Raw genomic sequence first — 25,946 nt, forward strand, 5'->3', positions numbered from 1 at the left:
TATTCTGTCCTATTCGGTATTGCCGGCTGGCACCAGGATTTCACGGTTACCATTCGATTGCATGGTAGATACGACCCCGCTTTGTTCCATTTGTTCCAGCAAACGGGCGGCGCGATTGTAACCGATGCGCAAATGTCTTTGTACCAGCGAAATCGAAGCACGCCGATTCTTGAGCACCACGGCAACAGCCTGGTCATACAAGGCGTCAGACTCACCACCACCGGCGCCTGCCGCTTCGCCACCGGCATCACTGCCCTCTTCCAGCGTACCGCCTTCGAGTATGCCTTCTATGTAATTTGGCTCACCCTGGGCTTTCAAGTGCTCGACCACCCGGTGCACTTCTTCGTCTGACACGAAGGCGCCGTGGACACGAATAGGCAAACCCGTACCTGGAGGCATGTACAACATATCACCCATACCAAGCAAGGCTTCAGCACCCATCTGGTCAAGAATGGTGCGCGAATCTATCTTGCTGCTTACCTGGAAAGCAATACGGGTAGGAATATTCGCCTTGATCAGGCCGGTAATCACATCCACCGAAGGTCTTTGTGTCGCCAGGATCAGATGCAAGCCTGCTGCACGTGCTTTTTGGGCAATACGGGCAATCAGCTCTTCCACCTTCTTGCCGACAACCATCATCAGGTCAGCCAGTTCGTCGATGATGATGACGATGGTCGGCAGTTTTTCCAGAGGCTCGGGCGCATCTGGCGTCAGGCTGAAAGGATTCGGGATATGCGTTTCTTTCTTGGCTGCTTCGGCAATCTTTAGGTTGTAACCAGCCAGGTTACGCACACCAAGCTTGGACATCAACTTGTAGCGGCGCTCCATCTCTGCCACTGCCCAGTTCAGGGCATGGCCGGCCTGGCGCATGTCAGTGACCACCGGGGCCAGCAAATGCGGTATGCCTTCATACACGGACATTTCCAGCATCTTCGGATCGATCAGGATCATGCGCACATCATTCGGGTCAGACTTGTACAGCAAAGACAGAATGGTCGCGTTGATACCGACAGACTTACCAGAACCTGTCGTACCGGCGACCAGCAAGTGCGGCATCTTGGCCAGGTCAGCACAGACAGGATGGCCCGCAATATCCTTACCCAAGGCCACAGTCAGGCTGGACGAACTGTCGTTATAGACTTTGGAGCCAAGTATCTCGGTCAAACGCACAATCTGGCGTTTGGGATTGGGCAATTCCAGTCCCATGTAGTTCTTGCCAGGGATGGTTTCGACCACGCGTATCGACGTCAGTGATAATGAGCGCGCCAGATCACGAGCCAGATTGACAATCTGGCTGCCCTTGACGCCGGTAGCCGGTTCGATTTCATAGCGGGTAACGACAGGACCTGGGTAAGCTGCCACCACCTTGGCCTCCACCCCAAAATCAGAGAGTTTCTTTTCTATCAGGCGACTGGTAAATTCCAGGGTCTGTACACTGACAGATTCCTGCACCGGCGGCGGCTCATCCAGCAGAGACAAAGGTGGCAAATTGGTGTCTGGCAGTTCATTAAACAGTGAAACCTGCTTCTCTTTTTCCACCCGTTCAGAACGCTGTACTGCAACCACTTGTGGCTCTATTCTGATCGGCGGCGCTTCGACTATCTTGGCCCTCTCCTGAACGACGACCTCTTCGCGCTTGACTGCGGCGGTCTGGCCGACGCGCCTGTCCTCAGCATCAGCATGCTTGTTTTGCACAAAAACAAAAGCCAGCTCTATGCCAGCACCGATACGCTCGGCAATGGTCAGCCAGGACACGCTAAAGTACAGGCTGATACCAATTGCTATCATCAACAGCAAAGCCAGGGTTGCACCAGTAAAGCCCAATGCCGAATAGCTCAGATTGCCTATCAGCTCACCCAATACACCACCGGGCGCTAGCGGCAAAGCCACTTTGATGCTATACATGCGCAAATATTCCAGCCCCATGCTACCGGCCAGCAACAGACCAAAACCGATGTTTTGCACAAGAATTTCTGGAAAACCAAGATCAGCTTCAGGCTCGGGATTGATTTTCATCCGCTGCGCCAGATTGCTATATGAACGCCAGACCTGCCGGCATGCGGCGACACACCACCACCAGGCCGAGACACCGAACACATAAAACATTACATCAGACAGCCAGGCGCCAAATTTGCCAGCGATATTGTGCACCCTGGGAATATCGATAGAGCGGGACCAGCCCGGGTCCTGCGTGGAATAAGTCGCCAGTATCAATACCAGGCAGACACAGAGAGCCGCCAGGGCGATCCATTTTGCCTCCATGATCAAGACAAGGAAACGATTTGGCGGGGCCGCAGGAACTGCAGTTTTATTGCTTCGTGTATAAGCTTCGTTACTAGTAGTCATAAAACAGGGAAAAACCTCATCCAGGCAGCCATCGAAAGCTGACAAGATAGCATGATAGCGTGTACGCGCCAAACAAGTGCACTGTAACAATTGAAACTGAAGCCTTGCAATTGGTCGCCGTGACCTGACGCTTGCTATGAGGATAGTCTATAATTTGGTCTTATCTCAGAATAGCGATGCAAAATAAGCAAAAAACTTGAAATTTGCATGAAAAACGCCATCTGCACGCTATCAACAGGCTTTTTTCAGCCTCTCGATCAACTTTTTTGTCAGGTCTGTCATGTCCACACCCAAACACGCTAAAGTCTTAATTCTCGGTTCTGGTCCCGCAGGTTATTCGGCTGCCATCTATGCCGCCCGCGCCAACCTCAACCCCGTACTGATCACCGGCGTGGAACAGGGCGGCCAGCTGATGACCACCACCGATGTCGAAAACTGGCCTGCCGACCCCATGGGCGTGCAAGGCCCGGAACTGATGCAGCGTTTTTTGCAACATGCAGAACGTTTCAATACTGAAATCATCTTTGATTATATCCACACTGCCAAGCTTGATGAAAAACCCATACGCCTGATCGGCGACCAGGCGCAATACACCTGTGATTCCCTGATCATTGCGACCGGCGCCTCAGCGCAATACCTGGGTCTGCCATCTGAACAGGCCTTCATGGGCAAAGGGGTGTCTGCCTGCGCCACCTGTGACGGTTTCTTTTATCGCGGCAAAGAGGTGGCCGTGGTCGGCGGCGGCAACACTGCTGTCGAAGAAGCGCTCTACCTGTCGAATATCGCCAGCAAGGTCACCGTCATCCACAGGCGTGACAAATTCCGTGCAGAAGCGATCCTGATCGACAGGCTGATGGCCAAGGTGGCCGAGGGCAAGATCGACGTCAAATGGAACCACACCCTTGATGAAGTTGTAGGCGATGACAGCGGTGTGACCGGCATCCGGATCAAGGCTACCGATGGCGCCATCACCGCCGTACCTTTGCATGGCGTCTTCATCGCCATTGGTCACAAGCCCAATACCAGCCTCTTTGAAGGCCAACTGGACATGCACAATGGCTATATCAAGACACGTACCGGTACCGAAGGCATGGCGACCGCCACCAATGTACCAGGCGTGTTTGCTGCCGGTGATGTACAGGATCATGTGTATCGTCAGGCCATCACCAGTGCCGGCACAGGCTGTATGGCGGCGCTGGATGCACAGCGTTTTCTGGAAGAATAAACAGACTCAGGCAGTAAATCAGTGAAGAAAGTGCAGTATGTCGTCTTTTAAAAATCTTGCTGACTTGAAGTCCTTGAGTCAGCAATTAAAACAACAAGAAGAAAGCCGGCAACTTGCCGAAACCCAGCGTCTGGAACGCGAAAAAAAAGCCAGGGAAGAGGCGAATATTTTCCGTTCCAGCATAGGCAGTGTTGAGCCACTCAAGACAGCAGTCAAGCATCATCCGGTTCCTGCACGCCCGGAACCCCTGGCTTTCCAGCATCTGGCCGACGAGCAGGCAGCATTACAGGAATCGCTGTCGGATGAATTTGATGCCGACTCCTTGCTGGAAACGGATGAAAATCTCAGTTACACCAGACCCGGCGTAGGCCAGGATGTCGTCAGAAAATTACGCAAGGGGCACTGGGTGATACAGGCCCAGCTCGACTTGCATGGCTTGCGCCGTGATGAAGCCAGGGACAGTCTCGGTGAATTCTTGCGCAAATGCATGCGCAATGGCACACGCTGTGTACGCATCATCCACGGCAAAGGTCTGGGCTCCATCAACAAGGAACCGGTACTCAAGCAAAAAGTCCGGAACTGGTTGATACAAAAAGATGAGGTACTGGCATTCAGTCAGGCCACCGCTGCAGATGGCGGTTCCGGTGCGCTGATCGTATTACTGAAATCTTAGCTCATTACAGGCTTCACCTGACCGGGGTGAAGCTGCAACCGTCAAATCCTGCATAAACACTGCAAGACAAACTGCCACAACAATATATGCATCAAGGCTGGAAAAAATCAAATCATTGATCCAGCCTTGTCAGCATGTTATCCGCCTTTTACCAGCCAACGCTCGGCAAAAACCACTGCACGACATCAGCTGCGAATACAAATCAGACTGCATCAGGTCCGGTCTCGCCTGTACGTATGCGTATCACCTGCTCCACATTTTGTACGAAAATCTTGCCGTCACCGATCTTGCCTGTGTGGGCAGCCTTGATGATGGCGTCAACAACGTGATCGGCAATCTTGTCATCGACAACGACTTCAACCTTGATCTTGGGCAAAAAATCAACTACGTACTCAGCACCACGATACAGCTCTGTATGGCCTTTCTGACGACCAAAACCCTTGACCTCAACTACAGTCAAGCCAGTGACGCCGACATCGGCCAAGGCTTCGCGCACTTCATCGAGCTTGAATGGTTTGATAATTGCGGTAATTTGTTTCATGTTTTTCTCCCATGTAATTTCAAATGATTTTTCAAGCGAATCTTCGGCCTGATTCTTCCACTGCCTTGCCAGCAGCAACCCTCAATCCCTGAACTTCGAAGTAATCGGATAACGCCAGTCACGGCCAAAGGCACGGTGGGTAATCCTGATGCCTATAGGCGCCTGACGGCGCTTGTATTCATTAATTTTAATCAAGCGTGTAATGCGCTCCACATCTTCCTCTTCATAACCGGCAGCAACGATGTCAGCGCGCGCCTTGTTTTCTTCCATATACATGGCCATGATGCCATCGAGAATCTCATAAGGTGGCAAGGAATCCTGATCTTTCTGGTCGGGTCGCAATTCAGCCGATGGCGCACGCGTCAGGATACGCTCAGGTATCACGGCCGATATCGTATTGCGATAAGCACACAACCGGTAGACCAGAGTCTTGGCAATATCCTTGATGACAGCAAAACCACCCGCCATGTCGCCATACAAGGTGCAATAGCCAACTGCCATTTCACTCTTGTTACCTGTCGTTAATACGATGGAACCATATTTATTCGACATCGCCATCAAAAGCGTGCCACGTATCCTTGCCTGTATGTTTTCTTCGGTCGTGTCTTCTTTTAGACCAGCAAATTCCTGGCTCAGGGTGGACCTGAATGCATCAAAGCAGGCGCTGATGGCAATTTCATCGTAACGTACACCGACACGCTCCACCATATCGCGTGAATCTATCCATGAGATATCAGCGGTATAAGGTGACGGCATCATGATGGCCCTCACCTTATCTGCACCCAGTGCATCCACCGCAATCGCCAGCACCAGGGCCGAATCCACACCACCGGACAAACCAAGCAGGACACTGGGGAAGCCATTTTTGCCTACATAATCCCTCACCCCCATGACCAGCGCCTGATACACCTGAGCTTCCAGTGGCAAGATTGCTTCCATGCACGCTGGCAAGGGTTGCGGGCCATCGAATGTGATGGTTTGCAGGTCCGCAGCACAATGCTTGAGTTGCGCGCAGACCTGGCCTTGTGCATCCATCACAAATGAATTGCCATCAAAAATCAGTTCGTCTTGCCCGCCGACGAGATTGGCATAAACCAATGACAATCCCTGCGAAATGACATTGTTACGCATGACGTCGTAGCGCTGGTGCTGTTTGCCCATGTGATAGGGTGAACCATTTGGCACCAGCAGGACGTCTGCCCCAGCCTGTCTGGCGGCAAGCGGAGCAGTGGGCAGCCAGGTATCTTCACAGATATTGATACCGAAGCTGACGCCCTTGATCATGAATACACAAGCCTGTTCAGATGAAGAGAAATAACGTTTTTCATCAAACACCATGTCATTCGGCAAATCGCGCTTGAAATACCTGGCGATCACCATACCATCCTGCAAGACAGAAACGGCGTTATATCGTTTACCATCGACTTCATCGGGATGGCCGACCAGCACAGCAAGTCCGGAAAATAGCGTAAGCTGTTTCTTTAATGTATCGAGTACATGATTGGTTTCGGCATAAAACGCCTGACGCAGCAATAAGTCTTCGGGCGGATATCCAACCAGAGACAATTCTGGCGTGACAAGTATATCTGCCCCCTCGGCGGCGGCACGGCGGGCGTAGTCGACTATCTGTGCAGCATTGCCGGCTAGGTCGCCGACAACGCTGTTCATCTGGGCAATGGCAACGTTTACAGTCATGGTGGCAAATCTGTTTTAAATCAAAATAAAATTAGCGAAAATGAAATTAGAATCTTCAGTTTCACATGCAGTTCCGCATTATCGCATGCGTATCGTGACTTCACTGTCTGACATTGCAGCAGCAGAGTGGAATGATCTTCTCGCAGCCCAGGAAAACGCAAATCCATTCCTGTCTTATGCTTTTTTACATGCACTTGAAGAGTCAGGTTCAGCAGTTGAAAAAACTGGTTGGCAAAGCTGCTTCATCACCATCTGGGATGACAAGCAATTAGTTGCAGCCCTGCCCTTGTATGAAAAAAGCCATTCCTATGGCGAATATGTATTTGACTGGGCATGGGCAAGGGCTTATGAACGCCATGAATTGTCGTATTATCCCAAACTGCTTTCCGCCATTCCATTTACCCCCGTTTCTGGTAATCGCTTGCTGGCCCGTAGCGACGAGGGCAGGCTCGCCCTGATCAACATCCTGCAGGAACTGCAGACAGCCGGTGAATACTCCTCCAGCCACTTGCTGTTCCTACCCGAAGAAGAGGCGCTCCTGCTCAACCAGAAAGGTTATCTCCTGCGCAGTGGAGTGCAGTTTCATTGGATAAATCAGGGTTACCAGAGCTTTGAAGATTTCCTGTCTACGCTGGACAAAAAGAAACGTAAGAATATTCGTTCCGAACGTCGCAAAGTGGAAGAAGCAGGCATACAGTTCTTGCATCTGTCAGGCAATGATATACAACAAGAAGACTGGCTCTTTTTTAAATCGTGCTATGACCAGACCTACAGGGAACATCATTCCAAACCTTATTTGAACCTCGATTTCTTTTTGCGCATAGGCAGTAGCATGCCTGAGCATATACATTTGATATGTGCATTGCTGAACGGAAACAAAATTGCCGCCTCCCTGCTTTTCCATGATGACCAGAGAGTTTACGGACGCTACTGGGGTTGCCTGGAACAGCATTCTTGTCTGCATTTTGAGACAGCTTATTATCAGGCAATAGAATTTTGCATTTTGAAAAAGATTTCCATTTTTGAAGGTGGAGCACAGGGCGAACATAAAATGGCACGCGGTTTTTTACCGACCAAAACCTGGTCTGCCCATCACTTGAGCCATTCAGAATTTGCCCGAGCAGTATCTGAATTTTTAGAGCGTGAAACAGGTGATGTTGAACTATATTTAAATGAGCTTATTGATCGCATTCCTTATAAAAGTCTGAAACAGTTGACATAAGGTCCACTTGAAATTTTGCCTAGATCAGGGCATCCTGTCGCCATGCAAAATAATTTTCTTAGCACCCCGGCTGCACCTTCGGCAGCGTTGCCGAACAAACGCGTTGGACGCTTTTATCTAAGCGAACGTATCGGCATGGGATCGAATGGTGCCGTGTATCTGGGCCACGATCCTGTCATTGATCGCGATGTTGCCATAAAAATATTTAGTGCTGGTAATAATGCCGCTGACAAAAAACAGCGCGAACAACAGTTCATTAATGAAGCAAGGGCTGCAGGCAGGTTATCGCACCCTAATATTGTCACCATATTTGATGCATCAAGCGAAGGTGGGACGACGTTTATTGCAATGGAGTTTTTGCAAGGCAAGGACCTCAGGCACTTGCTGGCAGACGGCAAGCAGTTCGATATTATCGAAACTACCAACCTCATCAAAAAGGTTGCTGATGCGCTGGCCTATGCACACACCAACGGTGTGATTCATCGGGACATCAAACCCGGCAACATTTTTGTCTTGCCCAACCAGCAACCGAAAGTGGTGGACTTTGGCATTGCCCGCGCACCCAACCGCGTACTTGATGAGACTCGCGAGCAAGCGCATACGCTGTTCAACAATAACATCATGGGTACACCCAATTACATGTCACCGGAACAGGCCAATGGCAAGCAGGTCAATGCCTTGACTGATGTGTATTCGCTGGGTGCAGTAATGTACGAAATGCTGACAGGTCAAAAACCTTTCCAGTCGCAAGATGTAGACAAATTATTGCAACAAATTGTAAATAAAACGCCTAAAAATCCATCAGAAGTTCGCCCCGGCATTCCAGATTCCTTATCCAAAATTGTCATGAAGGCGATGCAAAAAGAGCCTTCTGCGCGTTATGAAAGTGCCGCTGAAATGGCCCTGGCATTGGAAAAATTTTTGGACAGGGACAAGAAGCTGAAACGCAAGCGTCAAAAGCAAGGCGAAAGCTATAGCAGCGAAAGAAATACTGATGACGAGCACAGAAATTCATGGATAAGCTGGCTGGCGCTGATATTGGCCATCGTCGCAGTCACCGTCTATGTCATGCACAGATTATGAATTTGTGAGGCCGAGCAGACAATCAGTCAGGCAGCATATTCGATGCTAACGGGCAAAAAAAAAGGGCGACATCAAGTCGCCCATTTTTTATTCATTGAAAATCACGCTTCAGCTTTTTTGAAATTCTCCACGCCGGAAAGAATTTCTGCACGCGCTTCATCCGGGCCACCCCAACCATCAACTTTGACCCACTTGCCAGGTTCCAGATCTTTGTAATGCTCAAAGAAATGCTGGATCTGACGCAGACGCAGTTCATTCAGGTCTTCAGGTTTTTGCCAGTGTGTATAGATAGGCAAAATCTTGTCGACAGGTACTGCCAGTACTTTTGCATCATTACCGGCTTCATCCGTCATTTTCAGGATGCCAACAGGACGGCAACGCACAACCACGCCAGGGATCAACGGGAAAGGTGTGATCACCAGTACATCAACCGGATCACCATCACCAGCCAGAGTTTGTGGTACATAGCCATAGTTGCATGGATAGTGCATCGCTGTGCCCATGAAACGGTCAACAAAAATCGCGCCACTGTCTTTGTCAACTTCATATTTGATCGGGTCCGCATTCATCGGGATTTCGATAATGACGTTGAAGTCATTTGGCAGATCACGACCTGCTGCTACTTTATTCAAGCTCATGTTGCACTTTCTGTATAAGTATCAATAGAAGAAATGGTATGGGGCAAGATTATATAGTTAATCCCGGCAAAATTGTGCAACGCAACAGTATTGGCAGCGAATATCTGGCCCCATGATTTATAGCATGGTGGCAATGGCGCATTGTCGGTAATGACTTGCCGCTTCTTCCGCCTGCCCCAGCGCTTCATGCAATTGCGCCAGCTTGAGGTTGGCTTCACGCACGGTACGCGGGTCTGTGGCATCGGACAGGGCTTGCTCCATATGTCTTTGTGCCTTGCCCCATAACTTCTGGCGCAAACATAGTGTACCAAGCGTCAGGGCCAGTTCAGGGTCGGTTGGATGATCCTCTGACCATTTTTCACAATGTTCAATTTGTGACAATAGCGCCGCCGATCCCTCTGAAGCTGCGGCATCGCGATAAGCCCGCATCAGGCGATCATCCCATTCTTCTGCCAGAGCTTTTTCAACGATGCTGCGGGCATCATCAAACAAACCGTGAGAATTGAAGGCGCTGGCTGCTGCAAAGGCAACAAAGGCAGATTTACGGTCAGCCTGGGGAATCTCATACCAGACACGACGTATTGATTCAGCATCATGTCCCTGGTTTTTTAACAAATCTTCATACGCCAGTTCACGCAGACGCTGCGACAAGGCCGGATGCAGGGCACGATGCTTGTCAAGGGTACGCACCAGCTTCAAGACTTCTTGCCATTTCTGTGCCTGCTGATTCGCCTTGAGCGCCCAGCGCAATACCTGGATATGGCGAGTGCCATTGGCATTCAGTTCACGTACAGCTTCCAGCGCCTTGGCTGGCTGATGCTGATCAACGAGCAATTCTGTCATGCTGACCAGACGCGCCACCTTGAAACCGGCTTCAGACTCGAGGCCCGTCAACCACGAGTCACGGCGCTCAAACTGGCTCATATGATGAGCTGCACGAGCGCCGATCAGGGCAGCGACGCCGGCGTTTTCAGGCAACTCCGTTGCCCGCATTGCGGCTTTTTCAGCATGACCAAAACGACCTTCGAACAGGGTTTTCAGGGATTCACGCAAAGCCTTGTTGCTGTCTTTCTCACGCTTGTTTTGACGATAATAGGCAACCTTACGCGGCATCTTGCGCGTGGTAACGATGGCCCGTATCAGTAAATAAAGCAATACAAAGCTGAGCAACAGCAAAAATACAAAGAAGTTCAGCGACAAGTCTATCCGGTAAGGTGGAAAGAACAGAACCACATTGCCGGGGTTATAACGAGCACCAACCGCAAGGCCGACAGCAAGTGCAAATAAAATCAGAAGCCGGATAAAGATTCGCATACTCTTAAGGCTTCACTTTGTAGTTACGTACTGCATTGAGACTTTCTGCCAGGGTCGGCATTTCTATGGACAGATTACTGCCTTGTACCTGGCGCAACAAGGCCTGCACTGTCTGCGTCTGTTTGGCGCGGGTATCAAAATACTTGGCAATCGCATCTTGAGCGGCAATCATGTCGCTCCTGAATATGCTCTCATTTCTCGACAACAACGCCAGCCTGGCGTTGAGCAGCCTGAGCTTGAGGTTTTCACGGGCAAAATAGGATTGCTGCGGCGTCAGTAAAAGTACATCCGGCGTTTCCACATTCCTCACGCGTATAAGCTGCTTGACCTCGGACCACATTTCGCTGGAAAAACTTTGCCAGCCGTCCTGCAAACGCATGGTCCAGGTGCTTTCTTCTATATCATCAACCGTTTTTTTATCACTCTTTGCATTCCCTGCCGATTTTGGCAATACACGCAGCGGTGCTTTGGGCGGGGTTGCTGTTATCACAGCCTTTTCATCTGCCCACAGAGGGATGTGGTCAATTTGCGCAATCACACTGTCAAGACGCAAAGCCACGCCTGGCAGGTCCAGGGCTGGCAAGGACTTCAGTCTTTCTATATCTTTGGCGATTGCACGACGGATGGAAATGAATTGCGGCTTGTCAGACTTGGCCAGGCGACTGTCGGCATTTTGCAGTGCAATCAGGGCACCGGGCACATTGCCGGCCAGTTGCAACTGCTGGCTGGCCGTGGCCAGTACCTGCTCTATTTCAGCCAGCGCCCAGTCGTCACGATTCTTGGACAAATCCTGGTACAACTGCTCCAGGGCCAGTTGCTGGCTTTGCGCCTCCGATTGCTTGCCCTCCAGCAGAATAACCTTGGACTGGATTTCTTTGGCGGTGTCCTGGACATTGCGCGCCAATACCTTGGTTTCGCTGCTATTGGTATCGGCATTCTGTAGTCTTTGCGCCACCTCTGCCCGCAGAGTCGATATCTGGTTTTGCGAAGTCCACCAGTTTGCCGCCAGCAAAACCGCCAGCACACCTGACACCAGGTAGACCGGATTTGCCCAACCGGGTTCTTTTACTGCTTCAGCAGGCAAAGCTGGGGCAGGCTGTCGTGTGGTCGCATCGACAGAATTTGCCGTCATTGCGGCTTCGGGGTTTGATTGCTGTTCACTCATAGACGAGATTGTAACGCGACAAGTAGTTGTTCGTCGCCAGAAGCTGTTAGGGTTATAGACTGAAAGCCATAGGATTTGGCAGTTTCTTCAATACGGCTGTGTGGCATCAGTAAGTGTTGCCGTTGCATTTTTGCCACGTCGTCATCCAGTTGTAATGAAATGACATAAGTATGCAGATTGCGCAAAGCCTCTGAACTGGTGATAACCCAGTCATTGTACGCCCCCAGCAGGCGTCGCAGCTGATCTGCCCTTTCAGGGGTCAGCTCCGGTGCAACACGCCGGTATGCAGCAACCTGATCGACTTCAACGCCATTCGTTCGCAAAGCATCGGCCAACAATTCGCGGCCACTCTCACCGCGAACAATCAAGACCTTTTTACCACGCAAGGCCGGCAAGTCAAGTTCATCGAGTAAAGTCTCGGAATCAGTTTTAAAGCGATTGCCAGGCCGGATAATACGGGCATTCTGATCATGCAACCCGTGACGGGCCAGGCAGGCACGACTACCCTCGCCCATCACTGCAATTGGCAATTTCGTCGGAAAATCAGTGACCAGCCGGAAAAAAGCGTCGATTGCATTGGGGCTGACAAAGGCGACCAGGGCATAGTCATGTAACTGCTTTATCCGCGCAAGCAATGCCGCATTGTCCTGCAAGGGTTGAATCTCCAACAGCGGGAAAAACTCGACAGTACGCCCCATTGCCACCACTTTGTGGGCAAAGTCCTGTGCCTGAACGACAGGCCGGGTCAGAATAACGGCTGCAGTAGACATGCCTGGACTAAATCACTCGCTGATCTCTGCTTTGCATACCGCCAGTATGGCTTCTGCATCCTGAGCCGACAAGGCAGCGGCCAGTTGCGCACCCAATGCCTGCGGCTGACTGGCATCGCCACTCACTTCAGCTCGGGCAATACGGCTACCGTCAGGTGTCGCGACCATTGCCTGTATTTGCATCTGCCCTTGATTCACTGTGGCAAATGCCGCCAGAGGGATTTGACAGGAGCCGCCAAAAGCCTTGGAAACCGTGCGTTCTGCTGTCACCGCCAATGCCGTGTCCCGGTGGTTCAAGGGGGCCAGCAGACTGAGCAATTCTGGTCTGTTATCAGGTATTTCTATCGCCATCGCCCCCTGTCCGGCGGCGGGCAGGCTTTGCCCTGGTTCCAGACAGGCCCTGATACGCTCAGGCAGCCCCAGGCGCTTGAGCCCGGCAGCGGCCAGGATGATGGCAGCATACTCGCCGTTGTCAAGCTTGCGCAGGCGCGTATCAAGATTGCCGCGCAACGGCCGTATCACCAGATGCGGGTAGCGAGCGGATATCAGCGCCTGGCGACGCAGGCTGCTAGTACCGACAACCGCGCCGGCGGGCAAGTCATCAAGACTTGCATAGTCATTGGAAACAAAGGCATCGCGCGGATCTTCACGCTCCATTATGGCTGCCAGGGCAAAGCCTTCCGGCAAGTCCATGGGCACGTCTTTGAGCGAATGTACCGCCAGGTCGGCACGACCTTCCGCCATGGCGACTTCCAGTTCTTTGACAAACAAACCCTTGCCACCGACCTTGGATAGGGCTTTATCCAATATCTGGTCTCCACGGGTCGTCATCCCAAGGATGTCGATCTGCCAATCAGGATAGAGTGCTGCCAGGCGGTCACGCACATGTTCTGCCTGCCACATTGCCAGACGGCTTTCGCGCGAGGCAATAATCAATTTCTTAGTAGCGAAGGATGTCAAAATAAAACTGCTTTCAGCTAAAAAAATACAAACCCTGATTTTATCATTGCAAGAATTGACTTTATAAGTAAATCGACCGACAACATGCGGGTTTTATCCAATTTTGCTCAAAACCGGTGCAGAAATGCTCCATAACAGGCGGCAAATCTGGTCAAACTTGACACAGCATGAGCGAAAACGGCATCATAGAGACAGAATAGATACAGGACACGCCTGATATCATCTTGATAGAAACCATGCCGCTCAAGATTCAGCGGCATTTTTTACGTATACTCTGACTTATTTGTCACCGCAACACCAAACGGATTTAGCATGCCAGCAAGCACAGAAGATAAAAAACACCTGATACTGACCGGCGATCGCACTACCGGCCCCCTGCACCTTGGCCACTTTGTCGGCAGCCTGCGCAATCGCGTCAAATTCCAGCATCAGTATGAGCAATATATCATGTTGGCGGATGCACAAGCATTGACCGACAATATGGATAACCCGGCAAAAGTGCATGACAATGTCATAGAAGTCGCACTCGATTACCTGGCTGCAGGCATAGACCCGGCAAAATCGACGATCTTTATCCAGTCGCAAATCCCGGAACTGACGGAACTGACCTTTTATTACCTGAACCTGGTGACGGTAGCACGCCTGGAACGCAATCCCACCATCAAGCAGGAGATCGCCCTGCGCAATTTCGAGCGTGACATCCCGGCCGGCTTTTTGACCTACCCGGTCAGCCAGGCTGCAGACATCACGGCATTCAAAGCCAGCCTGGTGCCAGTTGGCGAAGACCAGATACCGATGATAGAACAGACAAATGAAATTGTCCGTCGCTTCAATCGCCTGGCCAACAAGGACATTCTAGTTGAATGCCAGGCCCTGGTACCGGAAATTGGTCGACTGCCTGGCATAGACGGTAAGGCCAAGATGAGCAAGTCACTCGGCAATGTCATCAATCTCGGTTTCAGTCCTGCTGAAATCAAGGCTGCCGTACGTAATGTCTACACTGACCCCTTACATCTGCGTGTCAGCGACCCCGGCCACCTGGAAGGCAATGTCGCCTTCATTTACCTTGACGCCTTCGATGAAGAAAAAGCGTCGCTGCAAGAAATGAAGGATCATTATGTACGTGGCGGCCTTGGTGACAGCGTCGTCAAAGCGCGCCTCGAAGCCGTACTGCAGGATCTGCTGCAACCGATACGTGAGCGCCGTGAAGAGTTTGCAAAAGACCGTGGCCAGGTCTTGCAAATGCTCAAGGACGGCACCAGAAAGGCGCGCGAAATCGCTGCCCGGACAACCGATGAAGTCAAGGCTGCCATCGGCTTGAAACATTTCTGATCATCATGGCGGGTAAATCTGCCTCTTGAGGGCAGCCTCGCCCGCATCACTTTCTCATTCACGCGAGCAGCCAACTCATGAGCGAAACTGATTTCCATCTTAAACTCAGTTCCGCCCGGGCGCTGCATCTGGCGGCTCAGGGCGTGCTGCAGGCGCCGCCACGCAAATCCAGCAAACAGGATGTGCTGGCCTGCATACGCAATATGGCCGCCCTGCAGATAGACACCATCAATGTCGTTGCACGTAGCCCTTACCTGGTCTTGTGGAGTCGGCTGGGCCACTACGAACATGCCTGGCTCAATGAATTGCTGGAAGAAGGTCACTTATTTGAGTACTGGTCACACGAAGCCTGCTTTTTACCGATAGAGGACTATGGCCTGTACCGCCACCAGATGGTATCGCCACAAGGGCTGGGCTGGAAATACAATCACAAATGGCTGAAAGACAATGCCGGACAGGTTGAGAAAATCCGCCAGCATATCCACGCACATGGCGCCAGCCGCTCTGCTGACTTTGAACGCACTGATGGCAAAAGCGGCGGTTGGTGGGAATGGAAGCCGGAAAAACGCTCGCTTGAAGTCCTGTTCACCACTGGTGAGTTGATGGTGGCCAGGCGCCATAATTTCCAGCGCATTTATGATTTGCGTGAGCGCGTCCATCCCGCATGGAATGATAAAAAGCACCTGAAATCACAATTGACTAGTCAGCGCATGCAGATATTGCAGTCAGTGCGCGCCCTTGGCATCTGCAAGGCGAACTGGATAGCTGATTATTTTCGCATGGCCAAATTTGATCAAGGAATCAACCTGCACAATTGGTCAAGGAAGGTTTGCTGATCCCTGTAACAGTGGACAAGTCTGACCAGCTTTTTTACGTTCACCCAGACCGCCTGCCATTGCTGCAACAGGCCGCGGATCAGCAATTGAAAGCGACGGCAACACGCATCTTGTCACCATTTGACCCCGTGGTCTGGGACCGGAAGCGTGCCATAGAATTATTCAACTTCGATTACAAGCTCGAATGCTACACACCGGCGCCAAAACGACGTTACGGTTACTTCACCCTGCCCATCCTGCGCAAAGGTGCGCTGATAGGCCGCATGGATGCCAAGGCGCATCGCAAGCAGGGCCTGTTTGAAATCAAGTCACTGCACCTGGAAGATGGCGTGCAGATCTCGCAGTCACTGGCCAGTGACCTCGGCAAGACCTTGCGGGACTTTGCGCTCTGGCATGAATGCGCGGACATTCAGTTGCAACAGACAAGTTCGGCGCAATTTTCAAAACTGCTTTCGTCAGAAATTTAATCATGCGCAATCTTCCTGCTCTGGCCTTGCTGAGCCTATTTTTTTGTACTGCAAGCCTGGCGAATGAGCCAGCCGAAAAAGTTCAGTTTACCAGCCTTGACATGCAAAATGGTGCGCCTATCATGCTTGATGCCTTGTGGCTCAAGGCAAAAAATCCTGCCAGGGGCAGTATCATCGCACTGCATGGTTGTGGTGGCCTCTACAGTACACGCAAAGGCCACGAACAAGAGCTTAATGCCCGTCACGAAAACATGGCGCAGTTGTTACAGGACAATGGTTACAACGTCCTCATGCCTGACAGTTTTCGCCCGCGCGGCGTCAACAGCATTTGCACCACCAATTATAAAACACGCGACATCACTACCGACAATCGCCGTCTTGACGTACAGGCAGCCATACAATGGCTGATCAGACAGACCGGTACACAAAACATAGGTTTGCTGGGCTGGTCCAATGGTGGATCAACCACTCTGAGTGCTCTCAACACCGCGCATACAACCACCATCCCCAACGCGATATACCCCAGGGCTGCGGTGGTTTTTTACCCCGGCTGCCAGCCCTCCCTGCGCGCCAGACCTGCTTATCAACTGAGTACGCCGTTATTGATATTGACAGGCGCCGATGATGACTGGACACCTGCACAGCCCTGCATCGATCTTGAAAAAAAACTGGAACCAGGGGCAATGAAGCTGACTGTATTTGCCAATAGCTATCATGATTTTGATGCACCCAATCTGCCTGTGAAAAAACGACTCGATGTACCAAATGGCGTGCATCCCGGATCTGGTGTGACCACAGGCAGCAACCCTGAAGCAAAAGAAATTGCCTATAGGGAAATGTTGGATTTTTTTGCGCACCATCTAGGCAAACAATGAATACGCACTATACTTGTTTGAAATCAAAGCCAATGTGACAATCTGGCTTCAGGCTTGCAGTTCGCTACTCATTTGATTTATTTACCAGCAAAGAGGTGCATCATGTATAGTCGGATTCTGTTACCCACAGACGGTTCTGAATTGTCTCATGCCTGTGTAGAGGCCGGGCTGGAGTTTGCCCAGCAATTGAAGGCTGAGGTTGTTGCAGTGTTTGTTGGCGGCAATTATCAATACCCCGTCTATGTCGACATCCTGCCACCAAATGGTCCCACCGAGGAAGAGTACAAGATAGCCATGCAGACACTGGCAGACAGCTACCTGCGACCAGTACGCGAAGCTGCTGCTGCTGCCGGACTTACCTATCAGGAAGTCATACAGTTCAATGACTCAACCGCCAAGGAAATCGTACATACAGCGCAGGAATACGGCTGTGACCTGATCTTTATGGGTTCCCATGGCCGCAGCGGTCTTGGACAATTCCTGCTCGGCAGCGTTACCACCAAAGTGTTATCATTATGCCAAATTCCTGTATTAGTACACAGAATCAAGCATCACTGAGATGCTCTGAGCAGCAGGCTACAGTACAATAAGGGAAATTCTTGCCTGCGCACAACATGTGTGCGGGAGATTCTATTGACTTGACTACAGTAGCTACACCATGACCCGCATTCTGATCGCCGACGACCATACCATCATGCGCGAAGGTTTGAAACGCATACTTGACGGGATAGAAGACATACAGGTTGTTGCTGAAGCAGTGGATGGCTTTGACACTCTGGACAAAGTACGCAAGACAGAATTTGACGTCTTGCTGATGGATTTATCCATGCCAGGTCGCAGCGGTGTGGATCTGATCCGCCAGATCAAGGATGAATTTCCAAAACTCCCCATCCTGATACTGACCATGCATGAGGAAGAGCAGTATGCAGTGCGCGCCATACGTGCTGGCGCACGCGGTTACCTCACCAAAGAAAGCGCAGGCACACAACTCGTCACCGCCTTACGTAAGGTCGCTTCAGGCAGACCTTATATAAGTATAGAAGTCGCCGAACAGTTGGCGATGAACGCAATGCCTGCCGATGACAGCATGCCTCACAACAGCTTATCTGATCGCGAGTTTGAAGTATTCACACACCTCGTCAAGGGCAAAACCATCACAGAAATTGGTGACATCTTGCATTTGAGTGTGAAGACTGTGAGCACACACAAGACTAGGATCATGCAAAAAATGAACATGAATACCCTTTCCGATCTCGTGCAATATGCTGTCGCACATCACTTGTTGCAACCGCAAGCCTGACCATTTCCAGAAGTCCCCCGACCTGGGCAACAATACTGCCCCCTCCTACTTCCCATGCAGCCAGGCCAGTTATTAGCGCCTGAAGAAGCGTCAATGGCCAGGTCTGGCTATGCAGAGACGCTAAGAAAATTCCTACAAGGCGGCTCGTAAATCTGACAAACCGAATCAGCATCCCCTGATTTAAATCAAGGCTCAAGCTCACGATAATAGAGCCTGAGCAAACACATACACGTCAAGATTTATCATGAACCTTTATATCGTTGAAGATTCAGTCCTGATCCAGAATCGCCTGATCCGATTCGTGGAAGAAGTTGAGGGTATGCATGTATTGGGGGTGGCAAGCGACATCAGCAGTGCCTACTCTGCATTGCTTCACAATGACGCAGATGCCTTGATACTCGACATCCAGCTTGCCGATGGTAACGGCTTGCAATTGTTGAGAGATATCAAGCAGAGCAGACCCGACATCAAAGTTGTAGTACTGACCAACCATGCAAGTGACGCCAACCGCCTACACGCGCTGCGCGCCGGTGCTGACGGTTTTCTGGATAAATCAACTGATTTTGCATTACTACAAGACTACCTGCTGCGCTGGCAGCAACCAAATTCCAAACATCAAATCAATTAATGTCGCTTACCTTTTAAGGGGATCACCATGACTACAGCCGTGTTCAACACCAGCACAACAAGCCAGTCTTCCGTCGCCACCAAGAGCGCATTTCCAGTCATATCCGGCGAGGCAGGATGGCGTTGCCATGGCAATTTGTGGTCAAATCTGCGCGAAGTCTGCGACCTGTTGCATATTCCCGCTCCGGCTGCATCTGCTGAAGAAGAAGTGTTGTTCCAGCACGTGCGCTTCAAAGCAGGTCAGAGGGTTCACACCATCGGCCAGGACTTCGAAACACTGTACATTGTGAATTCAGGCTTCCTGAAAACTGTGCTGATTGATGAGTACGGCAATGAACAGGTGCTGAGTTTCCCCATGAAAGGCGACTTGCTCGGCATAGATGGCATACACAACCAGCATCATGCTTCTGAAGCAGTGGCTTTGTCTGATTGCGACATCATCCTGCTGCCATATAAGACATTTTCAGCCTTGGGCCGTATTTATGCAGAGCTTGAACAAGCCATGCTCAGCGTCTTGAGTCGTGAGCTGGTGCGTGAACAATCCATGATAGGCATGTTGAGCGCCCTGAGTGCGGAAGCCAAGGTCGCCCGCTTTCTGACCAATCTGGGTGAACGCTTCAGTCTGCTGGGTTATTCAGGAAAAACATTCAACCTGCGCATGACACGGCATGAAATTGGCAGCTATCTGGGTTTGACCCTGGAAACTGTCAGCCGTACCCTGTCGGCATTCAATGAAATAGGCTTGATCAGCGTTGATCAACGTCAGATTGCGCTGAACGATATCCCAGCCCTGAAAACCCTACGTCGACTGCCACCTGCCAAGGCCCGTATGAAAGTCAGCGAAAAAGTATCAGCGTTGGTAGGCAAGAGTTTATTGCCACAATGGGGACAGGATATATCGGTTGCCTTAAATTAGTGTAATCTTATATAGCCATTTTGTACTTTTGTTAAAATACCCAAAAATAAAAGCACAAAATCCCTGTTTGGTTTATTCCACGATGTTAAATCAAGGAGAACAACATGCCATACAAAACCATATTGGTTCACGTCGATGAATCAGAGCGATCCAGTTTTCGCGTGCAGGTCGCAGCAGAAATAGCCAAGAGTGACGAAGCCCATTTGCTTGGCACAGCCGTCACCGGGGTTTCACGCTTCATCTACCAGGACGGGAATATCAGTGCCAATGATCCCAACCTGACCATACACCTGAACTTCTTGCGTGAGCGCGCAGAAAAAGCCATAGACAGTTTCAGGCAACAAGCCCAGAGGCTTGGCGTCAACTCCTATGAAGCCATGATAGCCAATGATGAGGCTGGTGGTGGCATAGGTTTGCAGGCAAGATATAGCGATCTGGTGGTGATAGGCCAAACCAACCGCGATGAACCTTCCCCTTCCGTCTTGCCTGACTTCCCTGAATACCTGATCATGAATTCAGGTCGCCCCGTACTGCTCATCCCTTATGTTGGTGACTTTACGACAGTCGGTAAACGCCCGTTAATCGCCTGGGATGCCAGCCGCGAATCAACACGTGCAATTACCGACGCTATCCCCTTGCTGCGCAAGGCCGACCTGGTCCATGTGGCAATTTTCAACCCAAAGGCAGTCCCGGATGCACACGGCGAGCAACCTGGCGGCGATATAGCCTTATACCTGGCCAGGCATGGTATCAAGGTCGAAGTTGGCGTCCACAAGACATCGACAGATATCGGCAATGCATTGCTTTCACTGGCACATGATGTGGACAGCGATATGCTGGTCATGGGCGGCTATGGTCATTCACGTTTCCGCGAAATGATCATGGGTGGAGTCACCCGCACCATCTTGCAAAGCATGACCGTACCGGTATTGATGTCACATTAATTCCTGGCAAACTCTTCGGCCCCGACAAATGACACGCCTCTATCAGGCGTGTCATTTTCGTTTCATGTTAACTTAATGCGTTTTAAAATACGGCTTTGCCCCCCAGCACTTATGTACAGACAATATGGCGACTGATTACCCCAGACTTTTACGTGCCCGCTGGATAGCTGGCCTGCTTGGCCTGTTGTCGATTATCTTGTGGGCAGGGCACGCCAGGCTGTCCGATATCAAGATACCTGCCCCCCTGCCCGTCCATACCACGCTGGAAACCATCACCATCGTGATCTTCACCTCTGTGTTCATTGTTTGCTGGAATGCCTTTGGCGGCGCAAGAAAAAAGAGCAGCGTCATCCTGGCGGTCGCTTTTTTGTGTGCGGCCATACTGGGGTTCATGCATGCCATCAGTTTCCAGGGAATGCCGGGCTTCCCGGATGCGCAGGATATGCACAAGTCACTGTCATTCTGGCTCCTGTCGCGCTCTTTTATTGCCACAACATTATTGGGACTGGCGCTGTCACCGGAAGACTCTGAAGTCAGTCAGGTGCAAGCACTCTTTGTACTGCTTGCAGGTTTGCTTGCCACAGTAGGCTGGACCCTGCTGGTGTTCACCTTCCCTGACTTTTTACCAGTGACTTTTGTTGCCGGTGCTGGTCAAACCTCATTCAAGGTAGCCTGTGAAGCAGGTCTGGTCGCCATCAATCTGTTCACGGCCTATCTGCTCAACAAACAGGAACCTGCAGCTACGGGCCAGAAAGAAGACATCCAGCGCCTGCATCTTGAGCGCGCACCTTTGTTTCTGGCAACCATTTTGTTCGCACTTTCTGAAGTGTATTTTGCCATCTATGAAAACGGTAATGACATCTTCGTTGTCATCGGTCATGTGTTCCAGCTGTTTGCCGCCGTCTCCATTTACCGCGGTATGGTAGCAGTCAATATCCAGACCCCTTATGCCACTCTGGCTGAAACCAGCAATAACCTGGCACTGTCGCTGGAAGAATTAAGTCTGGAAAGAGAGCGCCTGGGCCGCATGATAGATACAGCCATCGATGGCGTCATTACCATTGATGAAAGCCAGACCATGATACTGGTCAATCCTTCCGCAGCGACCATGTTTGGCTATAGCGTTGAGGATTTGCTCGGGAACTCGCTCAACACTGTTTTACCCGACCGGCATCGCAAGGTACACGGAGAGCATGTCAGGCATTTTGGCGAAACCGGGGCAACACGCAGAAGGATGGGGGGTGATTTTGAAGACTTCTATGTCACTGGTGTGAAGGCAGACGGAACTGAATTCCCTATCGAGGCATCCATTTCCAGTCAGATCGAAAGTGGCAAGCGCTATTACACTGTCATTTTCCGCGACATTACAGAACGCAAGGTCGCTCGCGAAAAAATGGCCATCTATCATGAAGAGCTGACACAGTTGTCATCCACCCTGCAAAGCATACGCGAAGAAGAACGCAAGCACATCTCCCGTGAATTGCATGACGATCTTGGGCAGCTACTGGCGGCCCTGCGCATGGACATGTCCTTGCTGCAGAGGGATAGTATTCTGGCCAGCAAGACCCAGCAGACCCTGAACAGCATGGACCAGTTGATATTGACGGCCATCACCACACTCAGGCGCATCGCGACCGATCTGAGACCGCGCGCACTTGACGAAGGAGGTCTGTATTTTGCCCTGCAAACCCTGCAGAAAGATTTCAGCAGTCGTCATGGCATAGACTGCGAACTCAGGGCAAGCGAAGAGCAATTGACGCTGGATGACGCACGCAGTACCGCGATTTTCCGTATAGTCCAGGAGTCCTTGACCAATGTCGTCAGGCACGCAGACGCCACCGAAGTGCAAATCATTTTTGAGCGTAACTCCACTACACTGCACTTTAGCATTATTGATAATGGCAAAGGCATAGATGCGGAAGATATGGGCAAGACCCGTTCGTTCGGCCTGGTTGGCATGCGCGAACGCGTCAAAGCCATGCAGGGTGAATTCCAGGTCATCAGTGAGCCAGGTGAAGGCACACGGCTTGAAATTCAATTACCTTTGAATTAAGAATCATGGTTGATAGACAAGCACAATGTTAAACAAGATATCCCGCAGACAGCAACTGCTGCAAAGTCGCTGATTCCGGTATAAGCTAGCATTAATTCATCTGTCTTCCAGGGTTACCCATGTCTGTATCTGCTCTCAATAGTGGCCTGTCGGGGTTAAAGGCCTATATGAGCGCCCTCGACAGCACGGCGCATAATGTGGCCAATGCCAATACTGCAGGTTTTGTACCACAACAGGTCAGTTTTCAGGAACAACCAGCTGGCGGGTCAACTGTCAGCATCAGCAGAGAAGGTATCAGCCTGGCATTACAAGAACAAAGCGGTACAGATCTGACTTCGGAAATAGTTCAGTCCATACAATTCAAGACCGGTTTTGACCTATCCGCCAAAATCATCAAAACTGCGGATGAGTTGTTGGGCACGCTGATTAATATCAAGGCTTGAAGTCAGCGCCTGCACATCAGCCCAGACGTGTTTTTGCAGCCTGCGGAGTGTCAGGACCTGGCTACCACACACAAAAAATCCGGCATGTTTTTCATATCTGCAAACCACAGGCCAAATATGCCCAGTCCTAGCAAAACAGTCCCCCCTGCATAACGGACAACCTGCATGCCCCCTGTATGGCGCACCTTTTGCAAAACCACCTGACTGATCAATAAGTGGGGCAAGGCAGACAAGCCAAACATCAGCATGAGCACAGCCCCGGACCAGGCATCCCCTGACAACAAGGCAAATGGTGCAACACCATACAACAAACCACAAGGCAGACAGCCCCATCCCATTCCAAGTAAAAAGGGGTGTCTGCCAGCATGCTGCAGCAATGGAAATTTGGCACTCCATATTTCATACCATCGTGCCCATAGAATCTGCAGACCAGGCAAACTGGGCAGCCAGCCCAAAATGCGCAATGCCAGTAGCAAAAGCATCATATTACCAATGAAAAACAGGATTTGCTGTACCGGTAAATAAGGTTTGAACAACATGCCGGCAGCCCCAAACGCGCCAAATACTGCACCGGCTATCATATAGCTGAAAATTCGGCCACCATGTAACATGAACTGATAGCGCGACAGCACTGCCGTCCCTTGCTCCCTTGCTGCGACAGCAATGGGAATAACCCGTCCTCCTGATCGCGAAGCCTGGCTTTGCTGTCCCAGGCGAGTGAAGAGTGAGGAAATACCGCCGCACATGCCAACACAATGCACACCGCCGATAGCACCGGCAGTCGTGACAGCAAATATCAGGGGCATGCTGAGCATATCAAATCAGCTTGGAATACTTGGCCCCAGGCTGCAGCAAAGACAGGCGAGACAAGTAGCGATCAAAAACCATGGCAAGCGCCCGTACGAACAAGCGCCCCTTCGGCGGTACGCTGATACTGTGCTCGTCAATGACAAGCAGGCCCGCCTGTGCATAGTCGGCCAGGCGGGCAAGTTCATCAGCAAAATATTCGCGAAATACTATGCCATATTTCATTTCAAGGAATTGAAAATTCAAGGTATTACTGCACATCAGGCTCATGATGATCTGACGCCTCAGGATATCATCAGCATCAAGGTCAAAACCCTTTTCCACCGGCAAATTACCCTGGTCAAGACAAGCATAATAGTCGTCCAGCGTGCGCAGATTCTGCACATAAGAAGCGCCAATCTTGCCTATCGCAGACAGGCCCAGGCCGATCAGGTCACAATCAGACCTGGTTGTGTATCCCTGGAAATTCCTGTGCAGGCTGCCGTCCAGCGTTGCCAGTGCCAGGCTGTCGTCCGGCTTGGCAAAATGGTCGAGGCCGATATACACGTACCCCTCTGCCAGCAAACGCCTTATCGACATCAGGAAGATTTGCAGGCGCTGCTCGGCTGAAGGCAGGTCCGCTTCGGCAATACGTCTCTGCGGCTTGAAGCGTGTTGGTAAATGCGCGTAGTTGTACAGTGCAATGCGGGCCGGCGACAATGCGATGACCTGGTCCAGGGTCCTGGAAAAACTATCCAGATCCTGTTTTGGCAAGCCATAGATCAAATCGAAATTGATCGATTGAAAACCACAGGCACGACTATCACTGACTGTCTGCGCCACCATCTCGAAAGGCTGAATGCGATGCACGGCTTTTTGCACTTCGGGATTGAAGTCCTGCACACCAAGACTGGTGCGATTGAAACCCAGCTCTGCAAGCAACTGCAAAGTCGCAGTGGATACGGTACGCGGATCAATTTCTATGGAAATCTCGGCATCATCAGCAAAATCAAAATGCTGATGCAGCATCTGCATCAAGTGGCGCAGTTCGTCATGGCTGAGAAAAGTGGGTGTACCGCCGCCCAGATGCAATTGACTTAAGACTTCCCGCTGTTGCAGATGTCCGCTGACAAGAACCAGCTCTTTCGCCAGGTATTCCAGGTATTTTGCCGAACGCCCGTGATCCTTGGTGATCACCTTGTTGCATGCACAGTAATAGCAAAGCGAAGCACAGAACGGGATATGGATATAGAGCGACAGGGGGGGCTTGCTGGCAAGCCTGCTGCGCTCCTGCAAATAACGGACATAAGAGTTCGCAGAGAACTGCTCGGTGAACCTGTCTGCAGTAGGATAAGATGTATAACGCGGCCCCAGGCTGTCAAAACGTCTTATCAGGTTTTCCTCTATCTCCAATGCCGGAAATATCAGTGGTTCATGCATTTTCATGGTGGTCTTTTCTAATGTGCTTTCTGCACAAGCAAAGCCGTCAAACCACTAGACAGTATTCCCAACATCCAGAAGGCGAAGAAACCGACTGTATACACACCCATCTCATGCATCTGCAAACGGTGGTCCAGGATGATCAATTCCATGGGATCAACCAAGCTGAAGAACAAACCCGTCGCTGCACACGCCATCAAAAATGCAGGCCACAAGACGATCATCAACATGGAGCGCAGCTGTGGCTTGGGTGCTGTGTGAGTGTCATGTTCCAAATTCTGTCCCCTCTAGTGAT

General features: G+C 51.0%; 26 protein-coding genes. 15 read left to right on the forward strand and 11 right to left on the reverse strand.

From position 1 onward, the window contains the following. Window positions 1–9: 9 nt before the first annotated feature. Window positions 10–2,346 carry a DNA translocase FtsK gene (locus LZ463_RS07420; RefSeq protein ID WP_241454983.1) on the reverse strand — a complete coding sequence of 779 codons (2,337 nt, stop codon included), beginning with the start codon at window positions 2,344–2,346 and terminating at the stop codon, window positions 10–12. A gap of 280 nt (window positions 2,347–2,626) precedes the next feature. Between LZ463_RS07420 and trxB the strand changes: the two genes are divergently transcribed. Together trxB and LZ463_RS07430 are read left to right on the forward strand one after the other, a co-directional pair. Beyond that, window positions 2,627–3,571, forward strand: a complete 945-nt coding sequence (gene trxB / locus LZ463_RS07425) for a thioredoxin-disulfide reductase (RefSeq protein ID WP_241454984.1) — start codon at window positions 2,627–2,629, stop codon at window positions 3,569–3,571. Window positions 3,572–3,608: 37 nt separating this feature from the next. Then, entirely contained in the window at window positions 3,609–4,244 is a 636-nt protein-coding gene (locus LZ463_RS07430) for a Smr/MutS family protein (protein WP_241454985.1), read from the forward strand. Between the two features lie 202 nt (window positions 4,245–4,446). On the opposite strand, the gene LZ463_RS07435 is transcribed toward LZ463_RS07430, so the two are convergent. Both LZ463_RS07435 and LZ463_RS07440 read right to left on the reverse strand, forming a co-directional pair. Beyond that, window positions 4,447–4,785 carry a P-II family nitrogen regulator gene (locus LZ463_RS07435; protein WP_241454986.1) on the reverse strand — a complete coding sequence of 113 codons (339 nt, stop codon included), beginning with the start codon at window positions 4,783–4,785 and terminating at the stop codon, window positions 4,447–4,449. 81 nt (window positions 4,786–4,866) lie between these two features. After that, complete coding sequence (locus LZ463_RS07440) at window positions 4,867–6,480, reverse strand: NAD+ synthase (protein WP_241454987.1); 1,614 nt, start codon at window positions 6,478–6,480, stop codon at window positions 4,867–4,869. 40 nt (window positions 6,481–6,520) lie between these two features. Between LZ463_RS07440 and LZ463_RS07445 the strand changes: the two genes are divergently transcribed. Then, window positions 6,521–7,702 carry a GNAT family N-acetyltransferase gene (locus LZ463_RS07445; RefSeq protein WP_241454988.1) on the forward strand — a complete coding sequence of 394 codons (1,182 nt, stop codon included), beginning with the start codon at window positions 6,521–6,523 and terminating at the stop codon, window positions 7,700–7,702. A 42-nt stretch (window positions 7,703–7,744) separates the two neighbouring features. Further along, window positions 7,745–8,785 carry a serine/threonine protein kinase gene (locus LZ463_RS07450; protein WP_241454989.1) on the forward strand — a complete coding sequence of 347 codons (1,041 nt, stop codon included), beginning with the start codon at window positions 7,745–7,747 and terminating at the stop codon, window positions 8,783–8,785. Window positions 8,786–8,886: 101 nt separating this feature from the next. Here LZ463_RS07450 and ppa read toward each other — a convergent pair whose 3' ends face one another. From ppa to hemC, 5 genes are all read right to left on the reverse strand, one after another. Then, window positions 8,887–9,423, reverse strand: coding sequence for an inorganic diphosphatase (gene ppa, locus LZ463_RS07455; protein ID WP_241454990.1), 537 nt, complete (start codon window positions 9,421–9,423; stop codon window positions 8,887–8,889). A gap of 117 nt (window positions 9,424–9,540) precedes the next feature. Continuing rightward, a complete protein-coding gene (locus LZ463_RS07460; protein ID WP_241454991.1) occupies window positions 9,541–10,737 on the reverse strand; it encodes a heme biosynthesis HemY N-terminal domain-containing protein in 1,197 nt (398 codons plus the stop codon). Between the two features lie 4 nt (window positions 10,738–10,741). Beyond that, window positions 10,742–11,869: a uroporphyrinogen-III C-methyltransferase gene (locus tag LZ463_RS07465; RefSeq protein WP_241454992.1), complete on the reverse strand. Its 1,128-nt coding sequence runs from the start codon at window positions 11,867–11,869 to the stop codon at window positions 10,742–10,744. A 29-nt stretch (window positions 11,870–11,898) separates the two neighbouring features. Continuing rightward, on the reverse strand, window positions 11,899–12,672 hold the full coding sequence (locus LZ463_RS07470) for a uroporphyrinogen-III synthase (protein ID WP_241454993.1): 774 nt from the start codon (window positions 12,670–12,672) through the stop codon (window positions 11,899–11,901). A gap of 12 nt (window positions 12,673–12,684) precedes the next feature. Then, complete coding sequence (gene hemC, locus LZ463_RS07475; RefSeq protein ID WP_277623974.1) at window positions 12,685–13,632, reverse strand: hydroxymethylbilane synthase; 948 nt, start codon at window positions 13,630–13,632, stop codon at window positions 12,685–12,687. A 312-nt stretch (window positions 13,633–13,944) separates the two neighbouring features. Here hemC and trpS point away from each other — a divergent pair, with 312 nt between their 5' ends. From trpS to LZ463_RS07525, 11 genes are all read left to right on the forward strand, one after another. Beyond that, entirely contained in the window at window positions 13,945–14,964 is a 1,020-nt protein-coding gene (gene trpS / locus LZ463_RS07480) for a tryptophan--tRNA ligase (protein WP_241454994.1), read from the forward strand. Window positions 14,965–15,041: 77 nt separating this feature from the next. Then, window positions 15,042–15,800, forward strand: coding sequence for a winged helix-turn-helix domain-containing protein (locus tag LZ463_RS29030; protein WP_277623975.1), 759 nt, complete (start codon window positions 15,042–15,044; stop codon window positions 15,798–15,800). Further along, window positions 15,794–16,267 carry a DNA glycosylase AlkZ-like family protein gene (locus LZ463_RS29035; protein WP_277623976.1) on the forward strand — a complete coding sequence of 158 codons (474 nt, stop codon included), beginning with the start codon at window positions 15,794–15,796 and terminating at the stop codon, window positions 16,265–16,267. The genes LZ463_RS29030 and LZ463_RS29035 overlap by 7 nt, the downstream gene beginning before the upstream one ends. 2 nt (window positions 16,268–16,269) lie before the next feature. After that, on the forward strand, window positions 16,270–17,142 hold the full coding sequence (locus LZ463_RS07490; protein WP_241454995.1) for a dienelactone hydrolase family protein: 873 nt from the start codon (window positions 16,270–16,272) through the stop codon (window positions 17,140–17,142). Window positions 17,143–17,244: 102 nt separating this feature from the next. Beyond that, complete coding sequence (locus LZ463_RS07495; protein WP_241454996.1) at window positions 17,245–17,700, forward strand: universal stress protein; 456 nt, start codon at window positions 17,245–17,247, stop codon at window positions 17,698–17,700. 100 nt (window positions 17,701–17,800) lie between these two features. Further along, window positions 17,801–18,442 (forward strand): response regulator, encoded by a 642-nt coding sequence (locus LZ463_RS07500; protein ID WP_241454997.1) that lies wholly within the window; start codon window positions 17,801–17,803, stop codon window positions 18,440–18,442. A gap of 244 nt (window positions 18,443–18,686) precedes the next feature. Beyond that, a complete protein-coding gene (locus LZ463_RS07505) occupies window positions 18,687–19,070 on the forward strand; it encodes a response regulator (protein ID WP_241454998.1) in 384 nt (127 codons plus the stop codon). Between the two features lie 27 nt (window positions 19,071–19,097). Continuing rightward, window positions 19,098–19,985, forward strand: a complete 888-nt coding sequence (locus tag LZ463_RS07510) for a helix-turn-helix domain-containing protein (protein ID WP_241454999.1) — start codon at window positions 19,098–19,100, stop codon at window positions 19,983–19,985. A gap of 104 nt (window positions 19,986–20,089) precedes the next feature. Then, window positions 20,090–20,929, forward strand: a complete 840-nt coding sequence (locus LZ463_RS07515) for a universal stress protein (RefSeq protein WP_241455000.1) — start codon at window positions 20,090–20,092, stop codon at window positions 20,927–20,929. Window positions 20,930–21,053: 124 nt separating this feature from the next. Further along, window positions 21,054–22,982 carry an MASE3 domain-containing protein gene (locus tag LZ463_RS07520; RefSeq protein ID WP_241455001.1) on the forward strand — a complete coding sequence of 643 codons (1,929 nt, stop codon included), beginning with the start codon at window positions 21,054–21,056 and terminating at the stop codon, window positions 22,980–22,982. 119 nt (window positions 22,983–23,101) lie between these two features. After that, entirely contained in the window at window positions 23,102–23,425 is a 324-nt protein-coding gene (locus LZ463_RS07525) for a flagellar basal body rod C-terminal domain-containing protein (RefSeq protein ID WP_241455002.1), read from the forward strand. Between the two features lie 50 nt (window positions 23,426–23,475). Here LZ463_RS07525 and LZ463_RS07530 read toward each other — a convergent pair whose 3' ends face one another. From LZ463_RS07530 to LZ463_RS07540, 3 genes are read right to left on the reverse strand one after another with little or no spacing between them, the layout of a single operon-like run. Further along, window positions 23,476–24,240, reverse strand: a complete 765-nt coding sequence (locus LZ463_RS07530) for a sulfite exporter TauE/SafE family protein (protein WP_241455003.1) — start codon at window positions 24,238–24,240, stop codon at window positions 23,476–23,478. A 1-nt stretch (window position 24,241) separates the two neighbouring features. Beyond that, entirely contained in the window at window positions 24,242–25,651 is a 1,410-nt protein-coding gene (gene hemN / locus LZ463_RS07535) for an oxygen-independent coproporphyrinogen III oxidase (RefSeq protein ID WP_241455160.1), read from the reverse strand. Window positions 25,652–25,668: 17 nt separating this feature from the next. Further along, window positions 25,669–25,926 carry a hypothetical protein gene (locus tag LZ463_RS07540; protein ID WP_241455004.1) on the reverse strand — a complete coding sequence of 86 codons (258 nt, stop codon included), beginning with the start codon at window positions 25,924–25,926 and terminating at the stop codon, window positions 25,669–25,671. Window positions 25,927–25,946 lie beyond the last annotated feature (20 nt).

It is taken from the genome of Undibacterium paludis (genome assembly GCF_022568815.1).
In the GTDB taxonomy this organism is placed as follows: Bacteria; Pseudomonadota; Gammaproteobacteria; order Burkholderiales; family Burkholderiaceae_D; genus Undibacterium.